Genomic DNA, 22,376 nt, shown 5'->3' with positions numbered 1-22,376 from the left:
CAACTTCTGCTAAGAGGCTGGCCGCCGCTTTGAGTCGGTGCCCCCTCATCCTGGTCGCCCAGAACATAAGTTTCGGAACCTAAATGTCTTTTGATTCGGTGCCGCCGTCGCTCGGCGCTGCGCTCGCTGAGCGTGGATATAGCGACCTCACTGCGGTTCAGGCCGCGGTGCTCGCCCCCGAAGCCATGGGGCGCGACCTTCTCGTCTCCGCGCAGACCGGATCGGGCAAGACCGTCGCCTTCGGCCTCGCCATGTCCGCCATGCTGCTCGACGAGCCGCTCGATCGTCCCGGCGCCCCCCTCGCGCTGGTAATCGCGCCGACCCGCGAGCTGGCGCTGCAGGTCGAACGCGAGCTGAGCTGGCTCTACGCCAAGGTCGGTGCGCGCGTCGGCGCCTGCGTCGGCGGGATGGACGTGCGCGCCGAGGCGCGGATGCTGTCGCGCGGCGTGCACATCCTGGTCGGGACGCCCGGCCGCCTGCGCGACCATCTGGAACATGGCCGGCTCGATACCAGCGGGCTCCGCGTCGTCGTGCTCGACGAAGCCGACGAGATGCTCGACATGGGCTTCCGCGACGACCTGCAGGCGCTGCTCGAGGCCGCGCCCGAGGACCGGCGCACCCTGCTTTTCTCCGCGACCATGCCGCGCCCGATCGCGATGCTCGCACAGACCTATCAGCGCGACGCGCTGCGCATCTCGACGATCGGCGAGGCGCGCGGCCATGGCGATATCAGCTATCAGGCCGTGACCGTCGCCCCCGCCGACATCGTCAACGCCGTCGTCAACCTGCTTCGTTTCCACGAGGCGAACGGCGCGATCGTCTTCTGCGCGACGCGCGACAATGTCCGTCATCTCCATGCCAGCCTCGTCGAGCGCGGCTTCGCCGCCGTGGCGCTGTCGGGCGAGCATAGCCAGAATGAGCGCAACCATGCGCTGCAGGCGCTGCGCGACCGCCGGGCGCGCGTCTGCGTCGCGACCGACGTCGCCGCGCGCGGGCTCGACCTGCCCGACCTCAGCCTCGTCATCCACGCCGAGCTGCCGCGCGATGCCGAGACGCTTCAGCATCGCTCGGGCCGCACCGGGCGCGCGGGCAAGAAGGGCACGGCCGTGCTCGTCGTCCCCGCCGCACGCCGACGTCGGGTCGAATCGATGCTGCGCGACGCGCGGATTCCAGTCGAATGGACCGACGCGCCGAGCCCCGACGCGATCCGTGCGAAGGATCGCGAGCGCATCGTCGCAGCGCTGCTCGAACCCGTCGTCGCCGACGAGGAAGATCGCGCGATCGCCGCGAGCCTCCTCGCGCAGCGCAGCGCCGAGGATATCGCCGCCGCACTGGTCCGCGCGCACCGCGCGAGCCGGCCGCAGCCCGAGGAGCTGTCTGACCCCAATGTCCGTCGCCTGCCCGAAAAGCGCCCCGGATTCGACGACGTGACCTGGTTCAGCATCGGCGTCGGTCGCAACCAGCGCGCCGATCCCCGCTGGCTGCTGCCGCTGATCTGCCGCCGGGGCGACCTGTCGCGCGGCCAGGTCGGCGCGATCCGCATCGGCGACCGCGAGACGCATTTCCAGATTCCGCGCGACATTGCCGACAAGTTCGCGTCGGCCGTGCGGCGCAGCGCCAGCGACGATCCCGAGAGCGACGGCGGCGTCCGTATCGCGCCTTCGAACGGGCCGTCGAACGACGCGCGCGGGCCGGTTCGCCGTCCGCACCACCGCCCGATGAAGCGGCGCGCCTGACGGGACGTTACGGAACGGGTCTTTCGGGCTGGACCATGGGGCCTCGCTGCTTATAGCAGGACCCCATGGATGAAGATTTCCGCCAGGCCGCGCTCGATTATCATCGCTATCCCCGTCCCGGGAAATTGTCGGTCGAACCGACCAAGCGGATGGAGACTCAGCGCGATCTGGCGCTCGCCTATTCGCCGGGCGTCGCCGCCGCGTGCGAGGCGATCGCCGCCGATCCGCTGGCGGCAGACGATTATACCGCGCGCGCCAACCTCGTCGGCGTCATCACCAACGGCACGGCGGTGCTGGGCCTCGGCCATATCGGCGCACTCGCATCCAAGCCGGTGATGGAAGGCAAGGTCGTTCTGTTCCGCAAGTTCGGCGGACTCGACGCATTCGACATCGAGGTGGACACGACCGATCCCAAGGCCTTCTGCGACGCCGTCGCGGCGCTGGAGCCGACCTTCGGCGGGATCAACCTCGAGGATATCAAGGCGCCCGAATGCTTCGCGATCGAGGCGGAACTGCGCCAGCGGATGAAAATCCCGGTCTTCCACGACGACCAGCATGGCACCGCGATCGTCTGTGCCGCGGCCGTGCGCAACGCGCTGCTGCTGCAAGGCAAGGACATAGCCGACGTCCGCCTCGTCACGTCGGGCGCGGGCGCTGCGGCGCTGGCCTGCGTCGACCTGCTCGTCGCGATGGGGCTGCCGGTCGGGAATGTCACGCTGACCGATATCGAAGGCGTCATTCATTCGGGGCGCGCGGGGATGCTGCCCAATATGGCGCGCTATGCCCGCGACACCGATGCGCGGACGCTGGCCGAGGTGATCGAAGGCACCGACATCTTCCTCGGCCTTTCCGCGCCGCGCGTATTCAAGCCCGAATGGCTGCCGCTGCTGGCCGACAAGCCGCTGATCCTCGCCATGGCCAATCCCGATCCGGAAATCCTGCCCGAACTGGTCAAGGCGACGCGCCCCGACGCGATCGTGGCGACGGGCCGGTCGGACTATCCCAATCAGGTCAACAACGTGCTGTGCTTCCCCTACATGTTTCGGGGCGCGCTCGACGTCGGCGCGACCGAGATCAACGAGGCGATGAAGGTCGCGGCGGTCGAGGCGCTGGCGGCGCTGGCGCGCGCGACGCCCGAGGAACGCGTCGCCAATGCCTATGGCGACGAAGGGCTGATCTTCGGCCCCGAGCATATCATTCCCAAGCCCTTCGATCCGCGCCTGATCACGGAGATCGCACCCGCCGTCGCCAAGGCGGCGGGGGACAGCGGCGTCGCGCGGCGGCCGATCACCGATTTCGACGCCTATCGCAATTCGCTGTCGCGCTTCTCCTACCGTTCGACCCAGCTGATGATGCCGCTGTTCGAAGCGGCGCGGCGCGGGCCGCTGCGCAAGGTCGCCTATGCCGAGGGCGAGGCCGATCGCGTGCTGCGCGCCGCGCAGACGGTGGTCGACGAAGGGCTGGCGCGGCCGGTGCTGATCGGCCGGCAGGACCGGATCGAGGCGGCGCGCGACCGGCTGGGCCTGCGTTTCCGCGTTGGCGAGGATGTCGAGGTGTTCGACGCGCTGCGCGACGCCGAGGTGATGGAAGCGCTGGCCGAGCGCTATGTCGGCATCGTCGAGCGGCGCGGCGTTCCGCCCGCCGAGGCCGGGCGCAGGCTGCGCCGCCGGTCGACGATCATCGCCGCGATGCTGCTGGAGACGGGGCGTGTCGATGCCGCGCTGTGCGGCGGGCCGGGCGACTGGTGGACGGACATGAAGATGGTCGTCGAGATCATCCCGCGCGCCAGGGGCGTCGCGCGCGCATCGGCGCTGACCGCACTGATCACGCCGCGCGGCACCCTGTTCTTCTGCGACACGCACATGATGGTCGATCCCGACGCCGAGCAGATCGCCGAGATGACGATGCTCGCCGCCGAGCAGGTCGGGCGTTTCGGCATCACGCCCAAGGTCGCGCTCGTCTCGCATTCCAATTTCGGCGCGTCCAACTCGCCGAGCGCGCGCAAGATGCGCGAGGCGCTGGCGCTCATCCATGCCCGCGCGCCCGATCTGGAAGTCGACGGCGAGATGCATGCCGACCTGGCGCTGAGCGAAGTGCTGCGCGGCCGCGCGGTGACGAGCAGCACGCTTCAGGGGCAGGCCAACCTGCTCGTCATGCCCTCGCTCGACGCCGCCAACATAGCACTGAACCTGCTCGCCTCGGTGACCGAAGGGCTGCCGGTGGGGCCGATCCTGCTCGGCATGGCCAAGCCCGTGCATGTGCTGGTGCCGGCGACGACGACGCGCGGGATCGTCAACATGACGGCGTTCGCGGTGGCGCAGGGTTGAACTGCGTTCGGGCTGAGCCCGAACGATTGTATTTCATTCCACCGGCTTGAGCTCGCCCGCGATCGTCGGGAGCAATTCGGCGACCGTCGGATGGATATGGACCGACCGACGCAGGCGATCGGCGGGCGCACCGGCATACATCAGGTCGAGGATGCAGTGGATCGCCTCGTCGCCGCCGATGCCGAGGATGGTCGCGCCGAGGATCGCATCGCTTTCCGCGTCGACCACGATCTGCATGAAGCCCTGGCTCTCGCCCTTTTCGACCGCGCGGCCGACGCGCGTCATCGGCCGTTCGCCGACCTTGATGCGCCGACCCTGCTTCAGCGCCTCGTCACGCGACAGGCCGATGCGCGCGAGCGGGGGATCGGTGAACAGCGCGTAGCAGGAAATGCGGTCGCTCAGGCGGCGTGACGCGCCGTCGAGCAGATTTTCGGCGATGATCTCGAAATCATTATAGCTGGTATGAGTGAAGGCGCCGCGTCCGTTGCAATCGCCCATCGCCCAGATGCCCGGCACGTTGGTGCGCAGCTCGTCATCGACGACGATGTTGCCGCGGGGGTCGATCGCCACGCCCGCCGCATCCAGCCCGAGATCGTCGGTATTGGGTCGCCGGCCGACCGCGAGCAGCACGTGCGAGGCGACGACGGCGCGATCGCCGCTGTCGCAGTCGACATGGACGAGCGCCCCTTCGTCATGCGGCGCAAAGCCGATGCATTCGGCGTCGAGGCGGAAGGCGATGCCCTCGGCCTCCAATATCGCCTGGATATCGGCCGAGACGCGCTCATCCTCGCGGCCGACGATGCGCGATCCCTTCTCGATCACCGTCACCTGCGCGCCGAAGCGGCGATAGATTTGCGCATATTCGAGGCCGATATAGGAGCCGCCGATCACCGCCAGATGACGCGGCAGCTCGCCCAGCTCGAGGATCGTCGTGTTGGTCATCGTCGCGATGTCGCGGACGCCCGGCATGTCTGGCACGGTCGCGCGGCCGCCGACATTGATGAAGAATTTGCCCGCCGTCAGCGTCTCGCCATTCACTTCGATGCTGTCGGGGCTGGTGAAGCGGGCTTGGCCGTGGATGAGCGTGACGCGATCGGCGCCTTCGAGCCATTTCAGGACATTATCGTGCGCGTTATGCGCGACGGCGAGCGCGCGGGCGCGGACCTTCTCCATGTCAACGCCGACCGGACCGTCGATCACCACGCCATAGTCGGCGGCGCGGCGCGCGAGATGCGCGGCATAGGCGCTGGCGACGAGCGTCTTGGTCGGCATGCAGCCGGTGTTGACGCAGGTGCCGCCGACGAGATGGCGTTCGATGATCGCCACCTCCATCCCCGCCTTGGCGAGGCGGACAGCAAGCGGCAATCCCGCCTGCCCCGCGCCGATGACGATTGCGTCGAAACGCCGGCTCATAGCAACAGGCAGAAGATGGCGAGCCCGCCGCCGATCGCCACGGCATCCTCGATCAGCGCCGCCGGGCGATCGCTGCCGAACGCCTTCGCCAGCCCCCCGCGCACGGCCGCGCCGCCATAGGTGCCGATCACCGCTCCGACGATGCCGAGAACTACGCCGGGCCAGAGCAGGCCCGCCGAAGCGCCGACCGTACCGCCCGAAAGCCCGCCGAGCAGGATGCGCGCGCCGAATTGCTGCGGCACCTTGCGGCTGGGGGTCGCAGGCAGTTGATCGGTGACGAGCTCGACGAGGGCGAGCAGCGAGAAGATCCACGGCGTGAAGCGCCAGCCCATGAAGGCCAGCCAGCTGCCCTCGACGTTGATCCAGCCGAGATGCGCGGCCCAGCTGGTGATTGCGGGGGCCATCATGGCGCGGAGGCCGGCGACGACGCCGATCAGCAGTGCGGCGAGATAGATCATCGAACAAACCCTCCCTGTTGGAAGGGCTTATAGCTGACGATCGTCATTCTGCCGAGCAGGGATTGCGGTTGTTCTGAGCGCGCTGTGCGGCGCAGCCCGGAAATCCTCTAAACCAATTCCCGCACCAGCTCGTCGATGTCGAGCCAGCAGAAGCCGACCATCGAATCGGCGATGCCGTAAGGCAGGAACAGCTGGCGTCCGAACGTGAGCGCGCCGCAGGTATAGACGACGTTGGGGACGTAGCCCTTGCGATCGTCGTCGGCGGGCGAGAGGATCGGGCTCGGCGTGCGGCCGATCACCTTGCGTGGATTTTCCTTGTCGAGCAGCACCGCGCCGATCGAATATTTGCGCACCGCGCCGACGCCGTGGGTGATGAGCAGCCAGCCTTCGTCGATCTCGATGGGCGATCCGCAATTGCCCATCTGCACCAGTTCCCACGGATGCAGCGGGGTGATGATCCGTTCGCCCCCGTCCCAGTGCAGCAGATCGTCCGATTCGAGATAATAGATGCTCTCGCCGTCCTGCCGGCCGATCATCGCATAGCGGCCGTCGATCCGGCGCGGGAACAACGCCATGCCCTTGTTGACCGAGGCGCTGCCCGAAAGCGGCGTGAGGTCGAAGCTGTCGAAATCGCGCGTGGTGAGCAGTTCGGACTGGATCGTCGACCCCGAATAGGCGGTATAGGTGCCGTAGAAAACCGGCCCTTCGTCATTATCCTCGAAGCGGACGAGGCGGAGATCCTCCAGCCCGTTGCGCTGCGCGGGGGTGACCGGGAAAAGCACGGTGCCCGACAGCGGCGTGCGTCGTTCGCGTGCAACATGCGCGCCGTCGCCGTCGACGCGCCCCTCGGGCGCCATCGAAACGAGCGGCAGGCGGGTCAGCTCGACATTGCCCGTCGCGGACAGCACGCCCTCGCGAAACTCGACCGAGGAGATATGCCCTTCGCCGACCGCGCGCAGCGACATGACGAAGCGCATCGATCCTTCGGCCAAGCCAGACTGGTTGGGATGCGGCACCACGCTGGGGTTCATCAGCGCGGCGGCGGCATAGCTATATTCGTGGCAGAAATAGGCACCGACCAGTTCGCGCTGCTGCGCGCGCAGCCGGCCGTTGAAGCCCAGTTCCTCGGCCATCTGGCGATAGCGGCGCTCGAACACCTCGCTGATGTCGAAATGCCGGTCGCCGAAATCCTGATAGACGATGCCGAGTTCGGCGAGGCAGGTGCGCGCATCCATCTTGAGCACGCCGTCGAAGATGCGGTGCGCGCGCGAAAGTTGCGACGGATCCATCCCGCTGGGCTTCACCGGGACATGGAAGGGCCGGATCACGACCCGGGCCGCATCCGGCTGCAATCGAAGCGGCAAATGCCGCAATTTTGGCATCAAGAAACCCCCAGACGTCCTTCCGGGCGCAGAAGCTCGCCCTCTCCCTCCGACGACGCGTTGGCCGCGCGCAATTGATGCATGGCGCAGGTCGATCGGATGAATGAGATCACCGATTCCGCACCCTGATTGAGATTGACGCCTTCGGGAACGAGGCCGTCATGGCAATCACCTTCGGAGGCGATGGCGATGCTGATGCCGTGATCGTTGGCGCCGAGGAACCAGTTATAGGCGCGCCGCGCCTCCGCCGCCCATTCGCCCCCTGGATCGGCGGCGAGCGCGGCGATACACGCATCGATCGTGGCGCTCGCCTCGATCGGCTGCTGGTCGAACGGCGCCGGCGCCACGCGGCGACGGCCGAAGCCTTCGGAGCCGACGGGGCGGAAGCAGCCGTCGATCCCGGTCTGCGTGCGGCACAGCCAGCGCAGCGCCTTGAGCCCCGTCTCGATCCAGTCGCCCTCGCCGAGCAGCAGGCCGGCGCGAATCAGCGCTTCCGGAAAACGGGCATTGTCGTAGGTCAGATAATCCTCGAACCAATGCCATTCGGCATCGCTCGCCGCGACGAACATGGTGTGGAGCTCGGCGCCGATGCGCCGGGCGAGGACGAGCGCCTCGCCATCCTCGGGTCGTGCCTCGATCAGTTCGACGAGGCCGAGCAAGGCGAGCGTGCGCGCGCGCGGCGCCTCCAGCGTCGCGACGCGCGGCAGCACGCGCCGCGTCAGCCAGCGCGCCCACAACTTGAGATCAGAGGGCATGCGCGATTCGGCGATCTTCGCGACCGACCAGAAACCGCGGCCGATGCTGTCCTCTGACCCTTCATCCTCCAGCCAGTCGCGGCCATAGCCCATGAAGTTGCGGAAGCTGCCCTTCGCATCATCCCAGGCGTGATGGACGAAGGCCGCATAGACGCGCGCGAGGCGCAGCAGGCCGGCGCCGGGATCGCGGAGCGCGGCGATCTCGCCCACGGCGATCAGCGCGCGGGCATTGTCGTCGAGGCAATAGCCGTGATTGCGATCGGGGAGCGAGAAGATGCCGTGCTGCGCGATCCCGCAATCGTCGCTCAGCCGCTCGAGACCGCCCCAGGCGATGCCCGGCAGTTCGCGCGGGACGGGGTGGCGCAGGCGCACCACCTTGTCGGGCTTCTCCGTCGCCTGACGGAAGATGCGCATATAATTGTCGGCAAGCTTGCTCCAAACCATCGCGCGCCCGACTTCATAGGCGCGTTCGCCGATGGCACGGCGGCGCCTTTCATCGGTCAGCAGGGCGATCGTCTCATGGGCCAGCGCATCGGGATCGGCGAAGGGCACGAGGATGCCGCAACCTTCGCCGATCAGATCCTCGGCATGCCAGTAGGGCGTCGACAACACCGGTCGGCCGAGCGAAACCGCGAAGCTCAGCGTGCCCGACGTGATCTGCTCGCGATGCAGGTAAGGCGTCACATAAATGTCGGCGGCGGCCAGATAGGAGAGCAGCGTATCGTCATCGGCATAGCGATTGACGAAGCGGACATGATCGCTGACTCCGCGTTCGGCCGCCTGCGCGATCAGCCGTTCGCGATAGGCCTCGCCTTCGTGCGCGACGAGGTGCGGATGCGTCGCGCCCAGCACCAGATAGAGCGCGTCGGGCCGCGCCGCGACGATGCGCGGCATTGCGTCGATCATATGCTCGATGCCCTTGTTGGGCGACAGCAGGCCGAAGGTGAAGAGCAGCTCATGCCCGCCAAGGCCGAGCGCATCCTTGAAGGCCGCGCTGTCGGCAAAGGGGCGATCGGGGACGCCGTGCTGGACCACGGCGATGCGATGTGCGGGAATCGCATAGGTTTCGCGGAGGATGCCGGCGCCGCGATCTGACATCACGATCAGCCGCGAGGAACGATGGGCGAGGCCCAGCGTCACGCGCCGCTGGCTCTCATTGGGATCGGACAGCACGGTGTGGAGCGTCGTCACCACCGGCGCATCGAGCGCATCGAGGAGGTCGAGCAGCCAGGCGCCGGCCGGACCGCCGAAGATACCGAACTCATGCTGGACGCAGATCACGTCCGGCCGCATCGCGTTGATCGTCGCTGCTGCGGCGCGATAGGCGTCATGGTCATCCTGGCGGATCGTCGCCTTTACCGGCGCGGGGAAATCATAGACCGAGTCCTTGTCGAGCATCGCGACGACATCGATCTCGGCGGTCGGGAAGGCGGCCTTCAACGCATTGTGAACGCCTTCGGTGAAGGTGGATATGCCGCATTTGCGCGGCGGAAAATTGCCGATCAGGGCGATTCGGCGAATCTCCCGCTGGATGCCGGGAGCGGTCGGTTGATCGCGGCGCCATTCCATCTTCATCAACGATCATCCCGTTTGTGTTTCGGTCCCTCATCACCCCGAGTCGAAGAACGCACAGCAGGCCATAAGTTCCGCTGCATCGCAACATGATTCGCTGAAACGGGGGAAGCGCGAGGCGTGTCGAAGGTCAATTAGCGTCAACAACGCGCCGCAGCGGCGAGGTTTCCACCAAATTTCAACATCTGTCGTGCATATCGGCCATCCCGTCCGGCCGGGCGGGAAATCGTATTGCATGGCGGCGGCGCGGGTGCAGGTCTTCTTACGCCGCACGGCGGATGATATGCCGGCCACGGCCCTTGGCCGCGTACCGCGCGACGATCATCCCGACCAGCTGGCTGGTCAAACCCGCCGACGCACTGGAGAACCTTGCCCGATGGCTGTCGACGCTTCGCCTCCCCCCCCTGCCATCGCCCGGGCCGAAGGGGAGGCTGCGCCGACGCCGACCCGCCCCACGGTCAGCGTCGTCGTGCCGCATTATGGCGACCCCGCGCCGCTCGACCGCTGCCTGGCCGCGCTCGTAGCGCAGAGCTGGCCGCATGCGGATTATGAGATCGTCGTTGCCGACAATGGTTCGCCGCAGGGCCAGGAGGCCATCGCGGCCATAGTCGCGGGCCGCGCGCGGCTGGTGATGGCGACCGAACGGGGCGCCGGGCCGGCGCGCAATGCCGGCGTAGCAGCGTCGCAGGGAGCCATTCTCGCCTTCACCGATTCCGATTGCATCCCCGAAGCCGACTGGCTGGCCGAAGGCGTGAAGGCACTCGGCGCGCACGACTTCATCGGCGGTCGGATGGTGGTGACACTGGAAAGCGACGGACCGAAGAGCGGCGCCGAGGCCTTCGAGCAGGTTTTCGCCTTCGACAATGAGGATTATGTCCGCCGCAAGGGCTTCACCGTCACCGCCAACCTCTTTTGCCCGCGCGCGCTGTTCGACAAGGTCGGCGGCTTCTGCACCGGCATGTCCGAGGATCTGGAATGGTGCCTGCGCGCGCGCGCGGCGGGCTATCATATCGGCTATGCGCCGAACGCGGTCGTCGGTCATCCCGCGCGACGCGACTGGCCGGCGCTGATCGGCAAATGGCGGCGGATCAATGCCGAGACCTACACGCTATCGTCGGGCACGGTGCGGGGGCGACTGGCCTGGCTCGCCCGCGCCTGGCTGATGCCGGTGTCGATCGTGGCGCACGCCCCACGCGTCTTCGCCAGCGATCGGCTGGCGGACGGACGCGAGCGGATGGCCGCGCTCGGCACGCTCGCCCGGCTGCGGCTCTGGCGCTTCGCCGACGCACACTGGCTCTTGTTCGGGGAGCGCTGAGATCACGGAAATCCTCCACATCGCCGCCATCGCCAATCCGCGCGCGGAAGTGGCGACGGCTGATCTAATTCACTAACAATGCATATGGTTTGTGCAGCGGGGGGAGCCCATCTGCGGATATGGCCAGATGCATCGCACCGGAGAGCGTCGAAGGGATGGAAAGCGCTTTGCAACCCGAAGTCACAGTGATCATGGTCAGTTACAACACGCGCGAACTGACACTCACGGCGATCGAAACCCTGCTGCGCAATGGCGGCGACGTGTCCATGCGCGTGGTGATCTGGGATAACGCCTCAGCCGACGGGTCCGCCGACGCCATCGCGCAGCGCTTCCCCGACCTGGACCTGATCCGCTCACCCGACAATATCGGCTTTGCCGCAGCCAACAACCGGATCGCGGAAAGCGTAACCTCGGAGTGGATCCTGCTCCTCAATCCCGACACGGAGACGCACGCCAACGCCGTGGAGAATGTGCTGCGTTTCGCCAAGGATCACCCCGAAGCGGGTATTGTAGGCGGCCGAACCGTGTTTCCGGACGGATCGCTCAACATCGCATCATGCTGGAACCAGATGACGATCTGGAGCCTGTTCTGCTCGGCCGCCGGGCTTTCGCGGCTATTCTCCAATTCGCTGCTGTTCAACCATGAGGGGATTGGCGGCTGGAAGCGCGATTCGGTGCGCGAGGTGGATATCGTGGTCGGCTGCTTCTTCCTGCTGCGGACGGAATTATGGCATCGGCTGGGCGGCTTCGATCTGCGCTATTTCATGTATGGCGAGGAAAGCGACATGTGCCTGCGCGCGCGCAAGCTGGGTTTCCGCCCGATGATCACGCCCGATGCGCAGATCATGCATCTGGTAGGCGCCTCGATGAACAAGCGCGAGGACAAGGTGGTCAAGGTCCTGCGATCGAAAGCCACCCTGATCCGCGATCACTGGAGTCGTTCCGCCGCACCGGTCGGCGTCGCGCTGCTGTGGCTGTGGGTCGCCTTGCGCCGGCTGGGCTCCGGCGTCGCCGCTCCGTTTTCCAGGGACAAGACGAAAGCGCGGCGCTGGGAAGCCATCTGGCGCCAACGCAGGGACTGGCTGGGAGGATATTGAATCATGCCCGAACCCATGGCGCACAAAAAGTCACTTGGCCGGGGTGGGCGCCTCTTCCGCCTGCTCGCATCGACCCTCGATCCCCGGGCGTGGCTGCATCTCGTCAAGATCGTAAATTACTATAATTACAGCCATGTAGCGCCGCTGCGGGAGATTGCACTTGGCGCGTCTCCCAGCATCAGCCCAGACGCGGTCTTCTCCAACCCCGCGCGCATTGCGATCGGGGACCGCGTGCGGATCGGCTCGCGTTGCCACATCTGGGCAGGGCCGCGCAGCGGCTCGATCAGGATCGGCAATGATGTGCTGTTCGGGCCGGAAGTCATGCTCACGGCCGCGACCTATCATTATAATGCCGGCGCGCCGGTCACCGATCAGCCCATGCGCGAAGCCGATATCGAGATTGGCGACGACGTCTGGCTGGCAACGCGCGCCCTGGTCCTGCCCGGCTCGCGCATCGGCGACGGCGCGATTATCGCGGCGGGCGCGACCGTCAAAGGCGAAGTTCCGCCCATGGCCATCGTCGCGGGATCGCCGGCGAAGGTGGTGGGTTGGCGAAAGATCGGCGAGGGCGCCTGAATCGGGCTGCCGCTCTGCAGGTCACCCATCGACGGGGAAATTAAATGGTCGGGGAGAGAGGATTCGAACCTCCGGCCCCTGCCTCCCGAAGACAGTGCTCTACCAGGCTGAGCTACTCCCCGACCGGACCGGACGCCGCAGCGCCCGGGAGGCAAGGAGCGTGCCTATAGGGGCGGCTTGGCGTGCTGACAAGCATCAGATTGCGATTCGGCGCAGATGATCAGTCGCCGCGGGCCGCGATCATCTCCGCTATGCCGGTGAACTTCTCACGCGGGGCGCCGGCGCGGGCGCGGGCGACCTCGGCCGCCTCGATCTTCTGCCAGTCGCGGAAGGTGACGATCTCGGTCCCGCGCGCCGCCAGCAGCGCATCGAGGCCGGGCCGCCCCTGCTTGCCGCTGTCACCCTGCACATCCTCCGCGATCAGATCAACGATCGCATAGCCGTCGGGCCGGTTGGTGCCGATCGTCCCCGTCGGCCCGCGCCGCGCCCAGCCGACGCAGTAGAGCCCGGGCAATATCCGCCCGTCGACATTGGCGAAGCGCCCCCGGCCATGCTCATAAGGCACGCCCTCGATCGGCGGTGTGCGATAGCCGATGCAGCTGACGACCAGCGAGGCGGGAACGGCATAGGTCTCGCCCGTGCCGACCGAGCGGAGATCGTCGGTCAATGTCGTGCGCTCGACGATCACGCGTTCGACCCGGCCATCGCCTTCGATCGCCACGGGCATGGCAAAGAAATCGAAATCGATCGTGATCGGCTTGCCCTGCGGTGGCGTCGCGGCAAAGGCGCGCAGATGCTCGACCGCCTTGCGCATGCCGGGTTCGAGCAGCGCGTCGTCGATCGGCGGCGGAAAGTCGGCCGGGTCTGCAACCGGCTGCGCGCGTTCGAGCCGACCGAGTTCGCCCAGTTCCTTGGGGGTCATCGCGATCTGGTGCGGCCCGCGCCGCCCGAGGATGCTGATCCGCCGGATCGCGGCATGATCGAGCGCGTCGAGCGCGTGCGCCACGATGTCCGAAGCCGCGAACTCCGCGCGGCTCTTGGAAAGGATGCGCGCGACGTCGAGCGCGACATTGCCGTTGCCGACGACGACGGCGCCCGGCCCGTCGAGCGCGGGCGCGAGATCGACGAAATCGGGATGGCCGTTATACCAGCCGACGAACGCGGCGGAGCCGACGACGCCGGGCAGATCGGCGCCCGGAATCTCGAGCGGCCGATCGCGCGGCGCACCCGTCGCCAGCACTACCGCGTCGTAAAGCCGCCCAAGCTCCATGATCGAGATGTCGCCGCCTACCGAGACATTGCCGACAAAGCGGACATTGTCGGTCAGCGCCACCTGCTCGTAGCGCTTGGCGACCGCCTTGATCGACTGGTGATCGGGCGCGACGCCGAAGCGGATGAGCCCATAAGGCACGGGCAGGCGATCGATCACGTCGACGCGCACCGCGTCTCCGAACATCTTCAGGCAGGCCTCGGCGGTATAATAGCCCGCCGGCCCCGATCCGATCACCGCGACATGCCGCATGCCGATCGTCTCCCATCATTGTTCTGTTTTGCAGGAGCGATGCTAACGACAAGTCAAATAAGCGCAAGTCGGCCGCATGGGGGATGGCGCGGCGTGCGCAAGACGGGTAGGCGACCGCGCGTGAATCGGGTCGAGATCATCGCTGCCTTGTTGGGGCTCGTCAACGTCGCGCTGGTGGCGCGGCGCAGCCTGTGGAACTATCCCTTCGGCATCGCCATGGTCACCCTCTATGCCGGCATTTTCTACGAGGAGCGGCTCTACAGCGACGCGCTGCTCCAGATCTTCTTCCTCGCCGCGCAATTCTATGGCTGGTGGAACTGGTCGCGCAGCAAGGCGAGCGAAGGCGCGGTCGTCGTCGAGCAGCTGTCGGGCAGCGAACGCGCGGCCTGGGCGGGCGGCATGATTGCGCTCATCCTGCTATGGGGCACCGCGATGGCGCGACTGACCGACGCCTCCTACCCTTATTGGGATGCCAGCGCCGCCATTCCCAGCGTCGCCGCGCAGATTCTCCAGTCGCAGCGCCGGATCGAAAGCTGGGTCTTGTGGATTCTTGTCGATCTGCTCTCGATCGGCCTTTACCTCACCAAGGGACTTTATCCCACGGCTTTGCTTTACGGCATCTTCCTGGGCATGGCGGCGTGGGGTCTGATCGCATGGCGCGGCGCGGCGCGGCAGGCAGTCGCGGCATGACGCGCGGCTTCGTCCTCGGCAAGTTCATGCCCCCCCATGCCGGCCATGTGCTGCTGTGCGAGACGGCGGCGGCGCTGGCCGATCGCCTGACCATACTCGTCGCCTGGTTGCCCGACGATCCCATTCCCGGCGAACTGCGCCTCGCCTGGATGCGCCAGCTCTTCCCGCACGCCGACGTCGTCGGGCACGGCGCGGTCGCGCCGCAATCGCCCGAGGAGCATCCCAATTTCTGGCCGATCTGGAAAGGGATCGTCAAAAGCGTTCATCCCGATCCGATCGACTATGTCTTCGCGTCGGAGGATTATGGCGAGCGGCTGGCGCAGGAGCTGGGCGCGCGCTTCATTCCCGTCGATCCGGGCCGCGAGGCAATGCCGATCTCGGCGAGCATGATCCGCGACGAGCCCTGGGCGCACTGGCGGCACATCCCCGCGCCGGTCAGGCCCTATTATGCCGGGCGCATCGCGCTCCACGGCCCCGAGAGCACGGGCAAATCGACGCTCGCTTTCCGTCTGGCGCGGCATTTCGACACGCTCGTCATGCCCGAATATGGCCGCATCTGGTGCGAGCGCTACGGCACCGAGCTGACGATGGACGATCTGCTCACCATCGCCAAGACGCATGACATCATGACGCGCTCGCTGCTCGCCAAGTGCAATTGCCGGCTGATCATCGACACCGATCCGCTGATGACTGCGGCCTGGGCGGAAATGCTGCTGGGAACAAGCGATCCCTGGTTCGACGCCTGGGGCGAGACCGCCGACCTCTATCTGCTGCTTGATACCGACCTGCCGTGGCAGGACGACGGCACGCGCCTGTTCGGCGAAGCGAAGGCGCGCCAGCGCTTCATGGACATTTCGCGCGATCAGCTCGAACGGCGCGGGCTGCGCTACGCGGTGATCGGCGGCGAAGGCGAAGCGCGCTTCGAAAATGCGCTGGCCGCGATCGACGCGGCCGGGCTCGGCAAGATCTGCTGAAGGAGAAGCCGGCCGGGACGGATCGCCCCGACCAGCCTTCGCGTCCTTTACTTGGCGCGGGGCGCCGCCGCCGCCGCATTTTCGGGCAGGCCGCCGAGCTGGGTGACCAGCTTGGTATAGGCGTCGAGATAGGCAAGTACGATCACCTGGCCGATCTCGGTATTCTGGTAGCCGCCACCGCCAGCACCGGCAAAGCCGCCCCACCAGCCCGCGCCCCCGCCCCCGCCGAAGCTGAGGTCGGACTTGCGCGCATAGCCTTCGGTCAGCGCTTCTTCCTCGGTCGTGCGGGCATTGACGACAGAAAGCGTGACATTGGCCTCGCTCTTCTTGATGTTGATGCCGCCGGCCAGCGCGCCGAAGGTCGAGCGGCCGAGGAAGCCGCCGAGCACCGCGCCGACAGCGTTGCCGCCGCTATTCTTGTTCGACGAGACGATATCGGGCTGGAGGAAATAATCCGCCGCCTTCACCTGCCCGCGGCCGAGGTTCGACCCCGCCTGAAGCTCGCCCGAATCCGCCATCGCGCGTTCCATGTTGCGGCTCGCCATGCTGCGCCCGCGGTTGACGAGCGTGAAGCAGCCCGAGCGCTGCACGAAGATCTTGATGATCGCCTCGGGGCTGCCGAGGTTCAGCTCGCGCCACCACTGATTGTCGGGCTCGACGATCGCGATCGTGCCCAGCTTGCGCGTGCAGACCGGAATTTCCTGCGTGCCCTTGTCCTGCAGCTTGCGGCCCGACGAGGGCGCTGGAGCGGCGAGTGCGGGCAAGGCGGTACCGAGAAGCGCCGCAGCAGTGAAAAAAGAAATATATTTACGCACTTTATCTTCCCCCAAATAGCCTTTGGATTGGCGAATGCCGGACGCGCGATGCCCCGCCCGGCGTGAGTGGATTCAGGTGCGACCCCCGAGGCGGCATTATCCGCCAACGCAGTCGCCGGATCAAGCATATAGCGCTGTGGCGATCAGCCGCTTTGCCCTTTCCCGCGGCCCCTGCTAGGGCGGCGCGCCATGACCACCCCGCTCGACAAGATCCGCAATTTTTCGATCATCGCCCATATCGATCATGGCAAGTCGACGCTTGCCGATCGGCTGATCCAGCGCACCGGCGGCCTCTCCGAACGCGAGATGTCGGCACAGGTGCTCGACAATATGGATATCGAGAAGGAGCGCGGCATCACCATCAAGGCGCAGACCGTGCGCCTCGAGTGGAAAGGCCATGTCCTGAACCTGATGGACACGCCGGGGCATGTCGATTTCGCCTATGAAGTGTCGCGCAGCCTCGCCGCGTGCGAAGGCGCGCTGCTGGTCGTCGATGCGGCGCAGGGCGTCGAGGCGCAGACGCTCGCCAACGTCTATCAGTCGATCGAGCATGATCACGAGATCATCCCGGTCATCAACAAGATCGACCTGCCCTCGGCAGAACCCGAGAAGGTCAAGCACGAGATCGAGGAAGTCATCGGCCTCGACGCGTCCAACGCGGTGCTGGCCAGCGCCAAGGCCGGGATCGGCATCGACGAGATTCTCGACGCGATCGTCGCGCGCATCCCGGCGCCCAAGGGCGATCCCGATGCGCCGCTTAAGGCGATGCTCGTCGACAGCTGGTACGACCCCTATCTGGGCGTCGTCATCCTCGTCCGCGTGATGGACGGCGTGATCCGCAAGGGGCAGCAGGTCAAGTTCATGGCCACCGGGACGACGCACCTCGTCGACCGCGTCGGCGCTTTCCGCCCCAAGATCGAGCAGTTGCCCGATCTCGGCCCCGGCGAGATCGGCTTCATCACCGCGCAGATCAAGGAAGTGGCGCAAGCGCGCGTCGGCGACACGCTGACCGACGCCAAGCGCCCCGCCGCCGAGCCGCTGCCCGGCTTCAAGGAAGTCCAGCCCGTCGTCTTCTGCGGTCTCTTCCCCGTCGACGCCAACGACTTCGAGAAGCTGCGCGAATCGATCCACAAGCTGCGCCTGAACGACGCCTCGTTCAGCTTCGAGATGGAGACATCGGCCGCGCTCGGCTTCGGCTTCCGCTGCGGCTTCCTCGGCCTGCTGCACCTGGAGATCATCCAGGAGCGGCTGATGCGCGAATATGATCTCGATCTGATCACGACGGCGCCGTCGGTCGTCTATCGGATGCAGCTCACCAAGGCGGCCGGCGAAGCCGAGGCGCGGGTGATCGAGTTGCACAACCCCGCCGACATGCCCGATCCCAACCGGATCGAGGAGATCGAGGAACCGTGGATCCAGGCGGTTATCTACGTGCCCGACGAATATCTGGGGCCGATCCTCAAGCTCTGCCAGGACCGGCGCGGCATCCAGAAGAACCTGACCTATGTCGGCGGCCGCGCGCAGGTGACCTACGAGCTGCCGCTCAACGAAGTGGTGTTCGACTTCTACGATCGGCTTAAGTCGATCAGCCGCGGCTATGCCAGTTTCGACTATGAGCAGATCGGCTACCGCGAAGGCGATCTCGTGAAGATGTCGATCCTCGTCAACAACGAGCCGGTCGATGCGCTCAGCATGATCGTCCACCGTCAGGCGGCGGAAGCGCGCGGGCGCCATATGTGCGAGCGGCTGAAGGACCTGATCCCCCGCCACATGTTCAAGATCCCGATCCAGGCGGCGATCGGCGGCAAGGTGATCGCGCGCGAGACGATCGCCGCGCTGCGCAAGGACGTGACCGCCAAATGCTATGGCGGCGATGCGACGCGCAAGCGCAAACTTCTGGAAAAGCAGAAGGAAGGCAAAAAGCGCATGCGCGAATATGGCAATGTCCAGATTCCGCAGGAAGCCTTTATCGCCGCTTTGCGCATGGGCGACGAAAGCTAGGTTTTTCAGTCATCGCTTCAGCTTAGGTGCCCGACGTTCAGCCTGGCTTAAGCTGAACGCGAGGCGATGATGCTTTTTTGCAACGCACAACGGCGCTTTTAGGGCGCTGTCATTTATCCATTCGCGCTGTAACGCGGCCGCAATATATGAAGCCCAAGGGGCCACCGACGGCGACGAACGCCGCCTTCGAGCAATTGGCTCGCAAAGGGGAAAGTATATGAAAAATCGTCTATTTATAGGCGCCGCAGTTGCGGCGCTGATCGCTCCGGCCGCGATTCACGCGCAGGAGACCACCTCGTCGATTCGCGGTTTCGTGACGTCGGGCGGCGCCGCCGTCGCCGGCGCCAGCATCACCGTCACGCACGTCCCGTCGGGCACGCGCTCGGTCACCACGAGCAACAATGACGGTTCGTTCACCCTCTCGGGCCTGCGCATCGGCGGCCCCTACACGGTGGACATCAGCGCGCCGGGTTATGCCAGCACGCAGGTCACCGACATCATGACCAATATCGGCCAGGCCTATGACGTGCCGGTCGATCTCGCGGCCGAGGGCGGCGAGGACATCGTCGTCACCGCGACCTCGCTGAAGGGCGCCGGCTCGATCTCGCAGGGACCGGCCACGATCCTCAACGCGCAGCAGATCCAGAACATCGCCACGATCAATCGCGACATCCGCGACCTCGTGCGCCGCGATCCCTTCGCGCGCCTCGACGATTCGCCGACCGGCGGCCGCGCCGTGTCCTTCGCGGGCCAGAATGCGCGCTACAACCGCTTTTCGGTCGACGGCGTCGCGATCACCGACAATTTCGGCCTGAACACCGACGGTCTCCCCAGCCGCCGTTCGCCGATCCCGCTCGATGCGATCGCCCAGTTCCAGGCGCAGGTCGCGCCCTATGACGTTCGTCAAGGTAACTTCCAGGGCGGCGCGATCAACATCGTGCTCAAGTCGGGCACCAACGATTTCCACGGCACCGGCTTCTACTCGCGCTCGGGCGACGAGTTCGTCGGCGATCGCACCAAGGACATCAAGGTCAAGGTGCCGAATTTCGGCATCAACAACTACGGCGCCGAGCTGTCGGGTCCGATCATCAAGGACAAGCTGTTCTTCATGGTCGCCGGCGAGCGCCTCCGTGGCGGCCGCCCGATCCCCGAAGGTCCGATCGACAACAATGTCGGTACGGCCATCCCCAACCTCACCCAGGCGCAGGTCGATCAGATCACACAGATCGCGAAGTCGAAATATAATTACGACACGGGCGGCGTGCTGCACAATCTCGGCGACAAGGACGACCGTCTGGTCGCCAAGATCGACGCCAATATCTCGGACACGCAGCGCCTGTCGCTGACCTACACCTACGCCAAGGACGGCATCAACCTCCTCAACAACACCTTCTCGTCGATCGCGACGGGCAGCCCGGGGCTCGGCCTCGCATCCAACGCCTATATTCAGGGCAACAAGCTGCACACCGGCGTGGTGCAGTTGAACTCGGACTGGTCGGACAGTTTCTCGACCGAAATCCGCGGTTTCTACAAAGCCTATAAGCGCATCCAGGACCCGCTCCTCGGCCGAGGCTTCGCGCAGTTCCGCGTCTGCACCAATCCGGTCGCCAGCGTCGTCAGCGCGATCAACCCGACCGTCTCGACGACGGGCTGCGAACGTAGCTCCGCTACCGAAGTCGGTACCGACGCGGTCGTGTCGTTCGGTCCGGACAATTCGCGCCAGACCAACGAATTGCACACGGAAACCTGGGGCGGCCTCGTTCAGGCGCGCCTGACCGCCGGCGATCACGACTTCCGTGTTTTCGGCGAAATGCAGGACGTGAAGATCTTCAACGCCTTCCTGCAAAACAGCGCCGGCAACTATTATTTCGACTCGATCGCGGACTTCGCCGCCGGCCGGGCGAACCAGATCACTTATGCGAACGCCATTCCGTCGCTGGATCCGGACGATTCCGCTGCGCGCTATCGCTATCAGAGCTTCACCTTCGGCCTTCAGGACAATTGGCGCGTGTCTTCGACGCTGAATGTCAATTATGGCGTCCGCTACGATCTGTGGGCGATGGCCGACCATCCGGCGCTCAGCACGGCATTCCTCAATCGCTACATCAATGGCGCGATCGTGAACGGCAAGCTGATCTCGATGCCCGGAGGCAACACATCCAATATCAGCGGCCTTGGCCTGTTCCAGCCGCGCCTCGGCTTCGACTGGAAGCCCTTGCAGCGCCTCACCGTCCGCGGCGGCGGCGGCATCTTCGGCGCCGGTACGCCGGACGTCTATATCTCGAACAGCTTCTCCAACACCGGCGTTCTGACCAACCAGATTTCGATCACCCGCTCGACGGCGGGCGGATCGACCTACACGGGGTCGACCACCAGCGCCACGATCGGCAACGCCGCGCTGAACAATGTCACGGGCACGAGCATCCCCGGCGAGGTCAACGGCTTCCTGAGTGGAACGACGGCGGCGACCAACTCGACGGTCAATGCGCTCGATCCTCACTTCAAGGTGCCGTCGCAGTGGCGCGCGACGCTGACGGCCGAATATGACGCCAATCTCGGCTTCTTGGGCGATGGCTGGGTGTTCGGTGCGGACTTCCTCTACTCGAAGGTCCGCAATCAGGTTTACTTCACCGATATCCGTTCGGTTCCCGTGGTGAACGCTCTTAACGCGCTGACCCCTGATGGCCGCGTCCGCTATCAGAACCTGATCGACGGCCCGACCAGCACCAACACCAACACCGATATCCTGCTGACCAACACCAAGAAGGGCCGTTCGTACATCGCGGTCGCACGCTTCGACAAAACGTGGGATTTCGGCCTGAACATCAACGGCAGCTTTACCTGGCAGGATGTGAAGGATCAGTCGCCGGCGACATCGTCCACCGCCGGCTCGAACTATTCGAACGGCGCCTTCGTCGATGCGAACAATGTCGCCTACGGCATCTCGAACGATCAGGTTAAATATTTCTTCAAGTACGGCGTCACTTATGACCACGCCTTCTTCGGGGACAACAAGACCACGATCTCGCTGTTCGGCGAAAGCCGCATCGGCCGTCCGTTCAGCTATACCTTCCAGGATTTCGGCTCGAACCGTTCGGCGGTGTTCGGAACGACCGGGCGTAGCTCGGCGACCGGCACGGGCGGCAACCGCTATCTGATGTATGTGCCGACCGGGCTTAACGACCCGCTCGTCTCCTACAGTTCGGATGCCTATGCTCAGGCGCTCAATACGTTCATCGACTCTTCGGGCCTGAAGAAATATCGTGGCAAGATCGCTCCTCGTAACGCCTTCAATTCCAAGTGGTTCACCCGTCTTGATCTGCACGTCGCGCAGGATATCCCGACGGGTCTTGGACGATCGAAGCTGCAAATTTTTGCGGACGTCGAAAACTTCACCAATCTGATCAACAAGAATTGGGGTCAGATCCGCGAGTATGTGTTCCCATACAACGTCGCGGTGACGCAGGTGCAGTGCCTGACGACCAAGGGCAACGCCAATGGTGCCGGCGTCGTCGCGGCCAACACCTCGCAGGCCTGCCAGCAGTATCGCTACTCGCCGATCAACAATGGCTCGGCCTTCTCGAAGCCGACTGACACGGTTTACGTGAACCAGTCGCTCTACTCGATCCGCGTCGGCGCCCGCTTCACCTTCTGATCGGGCATCGAAGCCAGTAAAATTGGCGCCCTCTCCTTTCGGGGAGAGGGCGCCTTCTTTTTGTCCGCTATCGACCGGAGCCGATGAG

15 protein-coding genes and 1 tRNA gene are annotated in these 22,376 nt (G+C 65.6%); 9 read left to right on the top strand and 7 right to left on the bottom strand.

What is annotated here, in order from left to right; all coding sequences use genetic code 11:
• The first annotated feature begins 83 nt into the window (after positions 1-83).
• Both AC3WT0_RS14755 and AC3WT0_RS14750 read left to right on the top strand, forming a co-directional pair.
• Positions 84-1,736 carry a DEAD/DEAH box helicase gene (locus tag AC3WT0_RS14755; RefSeq protein WP_492754180.1) on the top strand — a complete coding sequence of 551 codons (1,653 nt, stop codon included), beginning with the start codon at positions 84-86 and terminating at the stop codon, positions 1,734-1,736.
• 65 nt (positions 1,737-1,801) lie between these two features.
• Positions 1,802-4,063: an NADP-dependent malic enzyme gene (locus AC3WT0_RS14750; protein WP_492754179.1), complete on the top strand. Its 2,262-nt coding sequence runs from the start codon at positions 1,802-1,804 to the stop codon at positions 4,061-4,063.
• Positions 4,064-4,096: 33 nt separating this feature from the next.
• Here AC3WT0_RS14750 and AC3WT0_RS14745 read toward each other — a convergent pair whose 3' ends face one another.
• The 4 genes from AC3WT0_RS14745 to AC3WT0_RS14730 form a co-directional block, all read right to left on the bottom strand.
• Positions 4,097-5,476 carry an FAD-containing oxidoreductase gene (locus AC3WT0_RS14745; protein ID WP_492754178.1) on the bottom strand — a complete coding sequence of 460 codons (1,380 nt, stop codon included), beginning with the start codon at positions 5,474-5,476 and terminating at the stop codon, positions 4,097-4,099.
• Positions 5,473-5,934 carry a DUF4126 domain-containing protein gene (locus tag AC3WT0_RS14740; protein WP_492754177.1) on the bottom strand — a complete coding sequence of 154 codons (462 nt, stop codon included), beginning with the start codon at positions 5,932-5,934 and terminating at the stop codon, positions 5,473-5,475. The genes AC3WT0_RS14745 and AC3WT0_RS14740 overlap by 4 nt, the downstream gene beginning before the upstream one ends.
• A gap of 107 nt (positions 5,935-6,041) precedes the next feature.
• Entirely contained in the window at positions 6,042-7,262 is a 1,221-nt protein-coding gene (locus tag AC3WT0_RS14735; protein WP_492754176.1) for a glycoside hydrolase family 130 protein, read from the bottom strand.
• Positions 7,263-7,315: 53 nt separating this feature from the next.
• Positions 7,316-9,646, bottom strand: coding sequence for a glycosyltransferase family 4 protein (locus tag AC3WT0_RS14730; RefSeq protein WP_492754175.1), 2,331 nt, complete (start codon positions 9,644-9,646; stop codon positions 7,316-7,318).
• A 373-nt stretch (positions 9,647-10,019) separates the two neighbouring features.
• On the opposite strand from AC3WT0_RS14730, the gene AC3WT0_RS14725 reads away from it, so the two are divergent.
• The 3 genes from AC3WT0_RS14725 (at position 10,020) to AC3WT0_RS14715 (ending at position 12,631) form a co-directional block, all read left to right on the top strand.
• A complete protein-coding gene (locus AC3WT0_RS14725; protein ID WP_492754174.1) occupies positions 10,020-10,958 on the top strand; it encodes a glycosyltransferase family 2 protein in 939 nt (312 codons plus the stop codon).
• A gap of 167 nt (positions 10,959-11,125) precedes the next feature.
• A complete protein-coding gene (locus tag AC3WT0_RS14720) occupies positions 11,126-12,055 on the top strand; it encodes a glycosyltransferase family 2 protein (RefSeq protein ID WP_492754173.1) in 930 nt (309 codons plus the stop codon).
• Between the two features lie 3 nt (positions 12,056-12,058).
• On the top strand, positions 12,059-12,631 hold the full coding sequence (locus tag AC3WT0_RS14715; protein ID WP_492754172.1) for an acyltransferase: 573 nt from the start codon (positions 12,059-12,061) through the stop codon (positions 12,629-12,631).
• Between the two features lie 45 nt (positions 12,632-12,676).
• Here AC3WT0_RS14715 and AC3WT0_RS14710 read toward each other — a convergent pair.
• Both AC3WT0_RS14710 and AC3WT0_RS14705 read right to left on the bottom strand, forming a co-directional pair.
• Positions 12,677-12,753 (bottom strand) — tRNA-Pro (locus tag AC3WT0_RS14710).
• A 98-nt stretch (positions 12,754-12,851) separates the two neighbouring features.
• Positions 12,852-14,153 carry an FAD-dependent oxidoreductase gene (locus AC3WT0_RS14705; protein ID WP_492754171.1) on the bottom strand — a complete coding sequence of 434 codons (1,302 nt, stop codon included), beginning with the start codon at positions 14,151-14,153 and terminating at the stop codon, positions 12,852-12,854.
• A 120-nt stretch (positions 14,154-14,273) separates the two neighbouring features.
• Between AC3WT0_RS14705 and pnuC the strand changes: the two genes are divergently transcribed.
• Positions 14,274-14,843 carry a nicotinamide riboside transporter PnuC gene (gene pnuC, locus AC3WT0_RS14700; RefSeq protein WP_492754170.1) on the top strand — a complete coding sequence of 190 codons (570 nt, stop codon included), beginning with the start codon at positions 14,274-14,276 and terminating at the stop codon, positions 14,841-14,843.
• Positions 14,840-15,817: an AAA family ATPase gene (locus AC3WT0_RS14695; protein ID WP_492754169.1), complete on the top strand. Its 978-nt coding sequence runs from the start codon at positions 14,840-14,842 to the stop codon at positions 15,815-15,817. The genes pnuC and AC3WT0_RS14695 overlap by 4 nt, the downstream gene beginning before the upstream one ends.
• A gap of 47 nt (positions 15,818-15,864) precedes the next feature.
• Here the strand turns inward: AC3WT0_RS14695 and AC3WT0_RS14690 are convergent, their stop codons facing one another.
• On the bottom strand, positions 15,865-16,632 hold the full coding sequence (locus AC3WT0_RS14690; RefSeq protein WP_492754167.1) for a CsgG/HfaB family protein: 768 nt from the start codon (positions 16,630-16,632) through the stop codon (positions 15,865-15,867).
• 189 nt (positions 16,633-16,821) lie between these two features.
• Here AC3WT0_RS14690 and lepA point away from each other — a divergent pair, with 189 nt between their 5' ends.
• Together lepA and AC3WT0_RS14680 are read left to right on the top strand one after the other, a co-directional pair.
• Entirely contained in the window at positions 16,822-18,633 is a 1,812-nt protein-coding gene (lepA, locus tag AC3WT0_RS14685) for a translation elongation factor 4 (protein ID WP_492754166.1), read from the top strand.
• Between the two features lie 217 nt (positions 18,634-18,850).
• Entirely contained in the window at positions 18,851-22,288 is a 3,438-nt protein-coding gene (locus AC3WT0_RS14680) for a TonB-dependent receptor (protein ID WP_492754165.1), read from the top strand.
• The last annotated feature ends 88 nt before the right edge of the window (positions 22,289-22,376 follow it).

This window comes from Sphingomonas sp. EU05-FHT14C10, assembly GCF_058790595.1.
This window is presented reverse-complemented; position numbering and strand designations above follow the sequence as displayed.

Bases quoted from the DNA above. Each gene is read 5' to 3' on its own strand.
- AC3WT0_RS14745 (WP_492754178.1), bottom strand. From the start codon at position 5,476: ATGAGCCGGCGTTTCGACGCAATCGTCATCGGCGCGGGGCAGGCGGGA.
- AC3WT0_RS14730 (WP_492754175.1), bottom strand. From the start codon at position 9,646: ATGAAGATGGAATGGCGCCGCGATCAACCGACCGCTCCCGGCATCCAG.
- AC3WT0_RS14680 (WP_492754165.1), top strand. From the start codon at position 18,851: ATGAAAAATCGTCTATTTATAGGCGCCGCAGTTGCGGCGCTGATCGCT.
- AC3WT0_RS14695 (WP_492754169.1), top strand. From the start codon at position 14,840: ATGACGCGCGGCTTCGTCCTCGGCAAGTTCATGCCCCCCCATGCCGGC.
- lepA (WP_492754166.1), top strand. From the start codon at position 16,822: ATGACCACCCCGCTCGACAAGATCCGCAATTTTTCGATCATCGCCCAT.
- AC3WT0_RS14740 (WP_492754177.1), bottom strand. From the start codon at position 5,934: ATGATCTATCTCGCCGCACTGCTGATCGGCGTCGTCGCCGGCCTCCGC.
- AC3WT0_RS14715 (WP_492754172.1), top strand. From the start codon at position 12,059: ATGCCCGAACCCATGGCGCACAAAAAGTCACTTGGCCGGGGTGGGCGC.
- AC3WT0_RS14725 (WP_492754174.1), top strand. From the start codon at position 10,020: ATGGCTGTCGACGCTTCGCCTCCCCCCCCTGCCATCGCCCGGGCCGAA.
- AC3WT0_RS14755 (WP_492754180.1), top strand. From the start codon at position 84: ATGTCTTTTGATTCGGTGCCGCCGTCGCTCGGCGCTGCGCTCGCTGAG.
- AC3WT0_RS14705 (WP_492754171.1), bottom strand. From the start codon at position 14,153: ATGCGGCATGTCGCGGTGATCGGATCGGGGCCGGCGGGCTATTATACC.
- AC3WT0_RS14750 (WP_492754179.1), top strand. From the start codon at position 1,802: ATGGATGAAGATTTCCGCCAGGCCGCGCTCGATTATCATCGCTATCCC.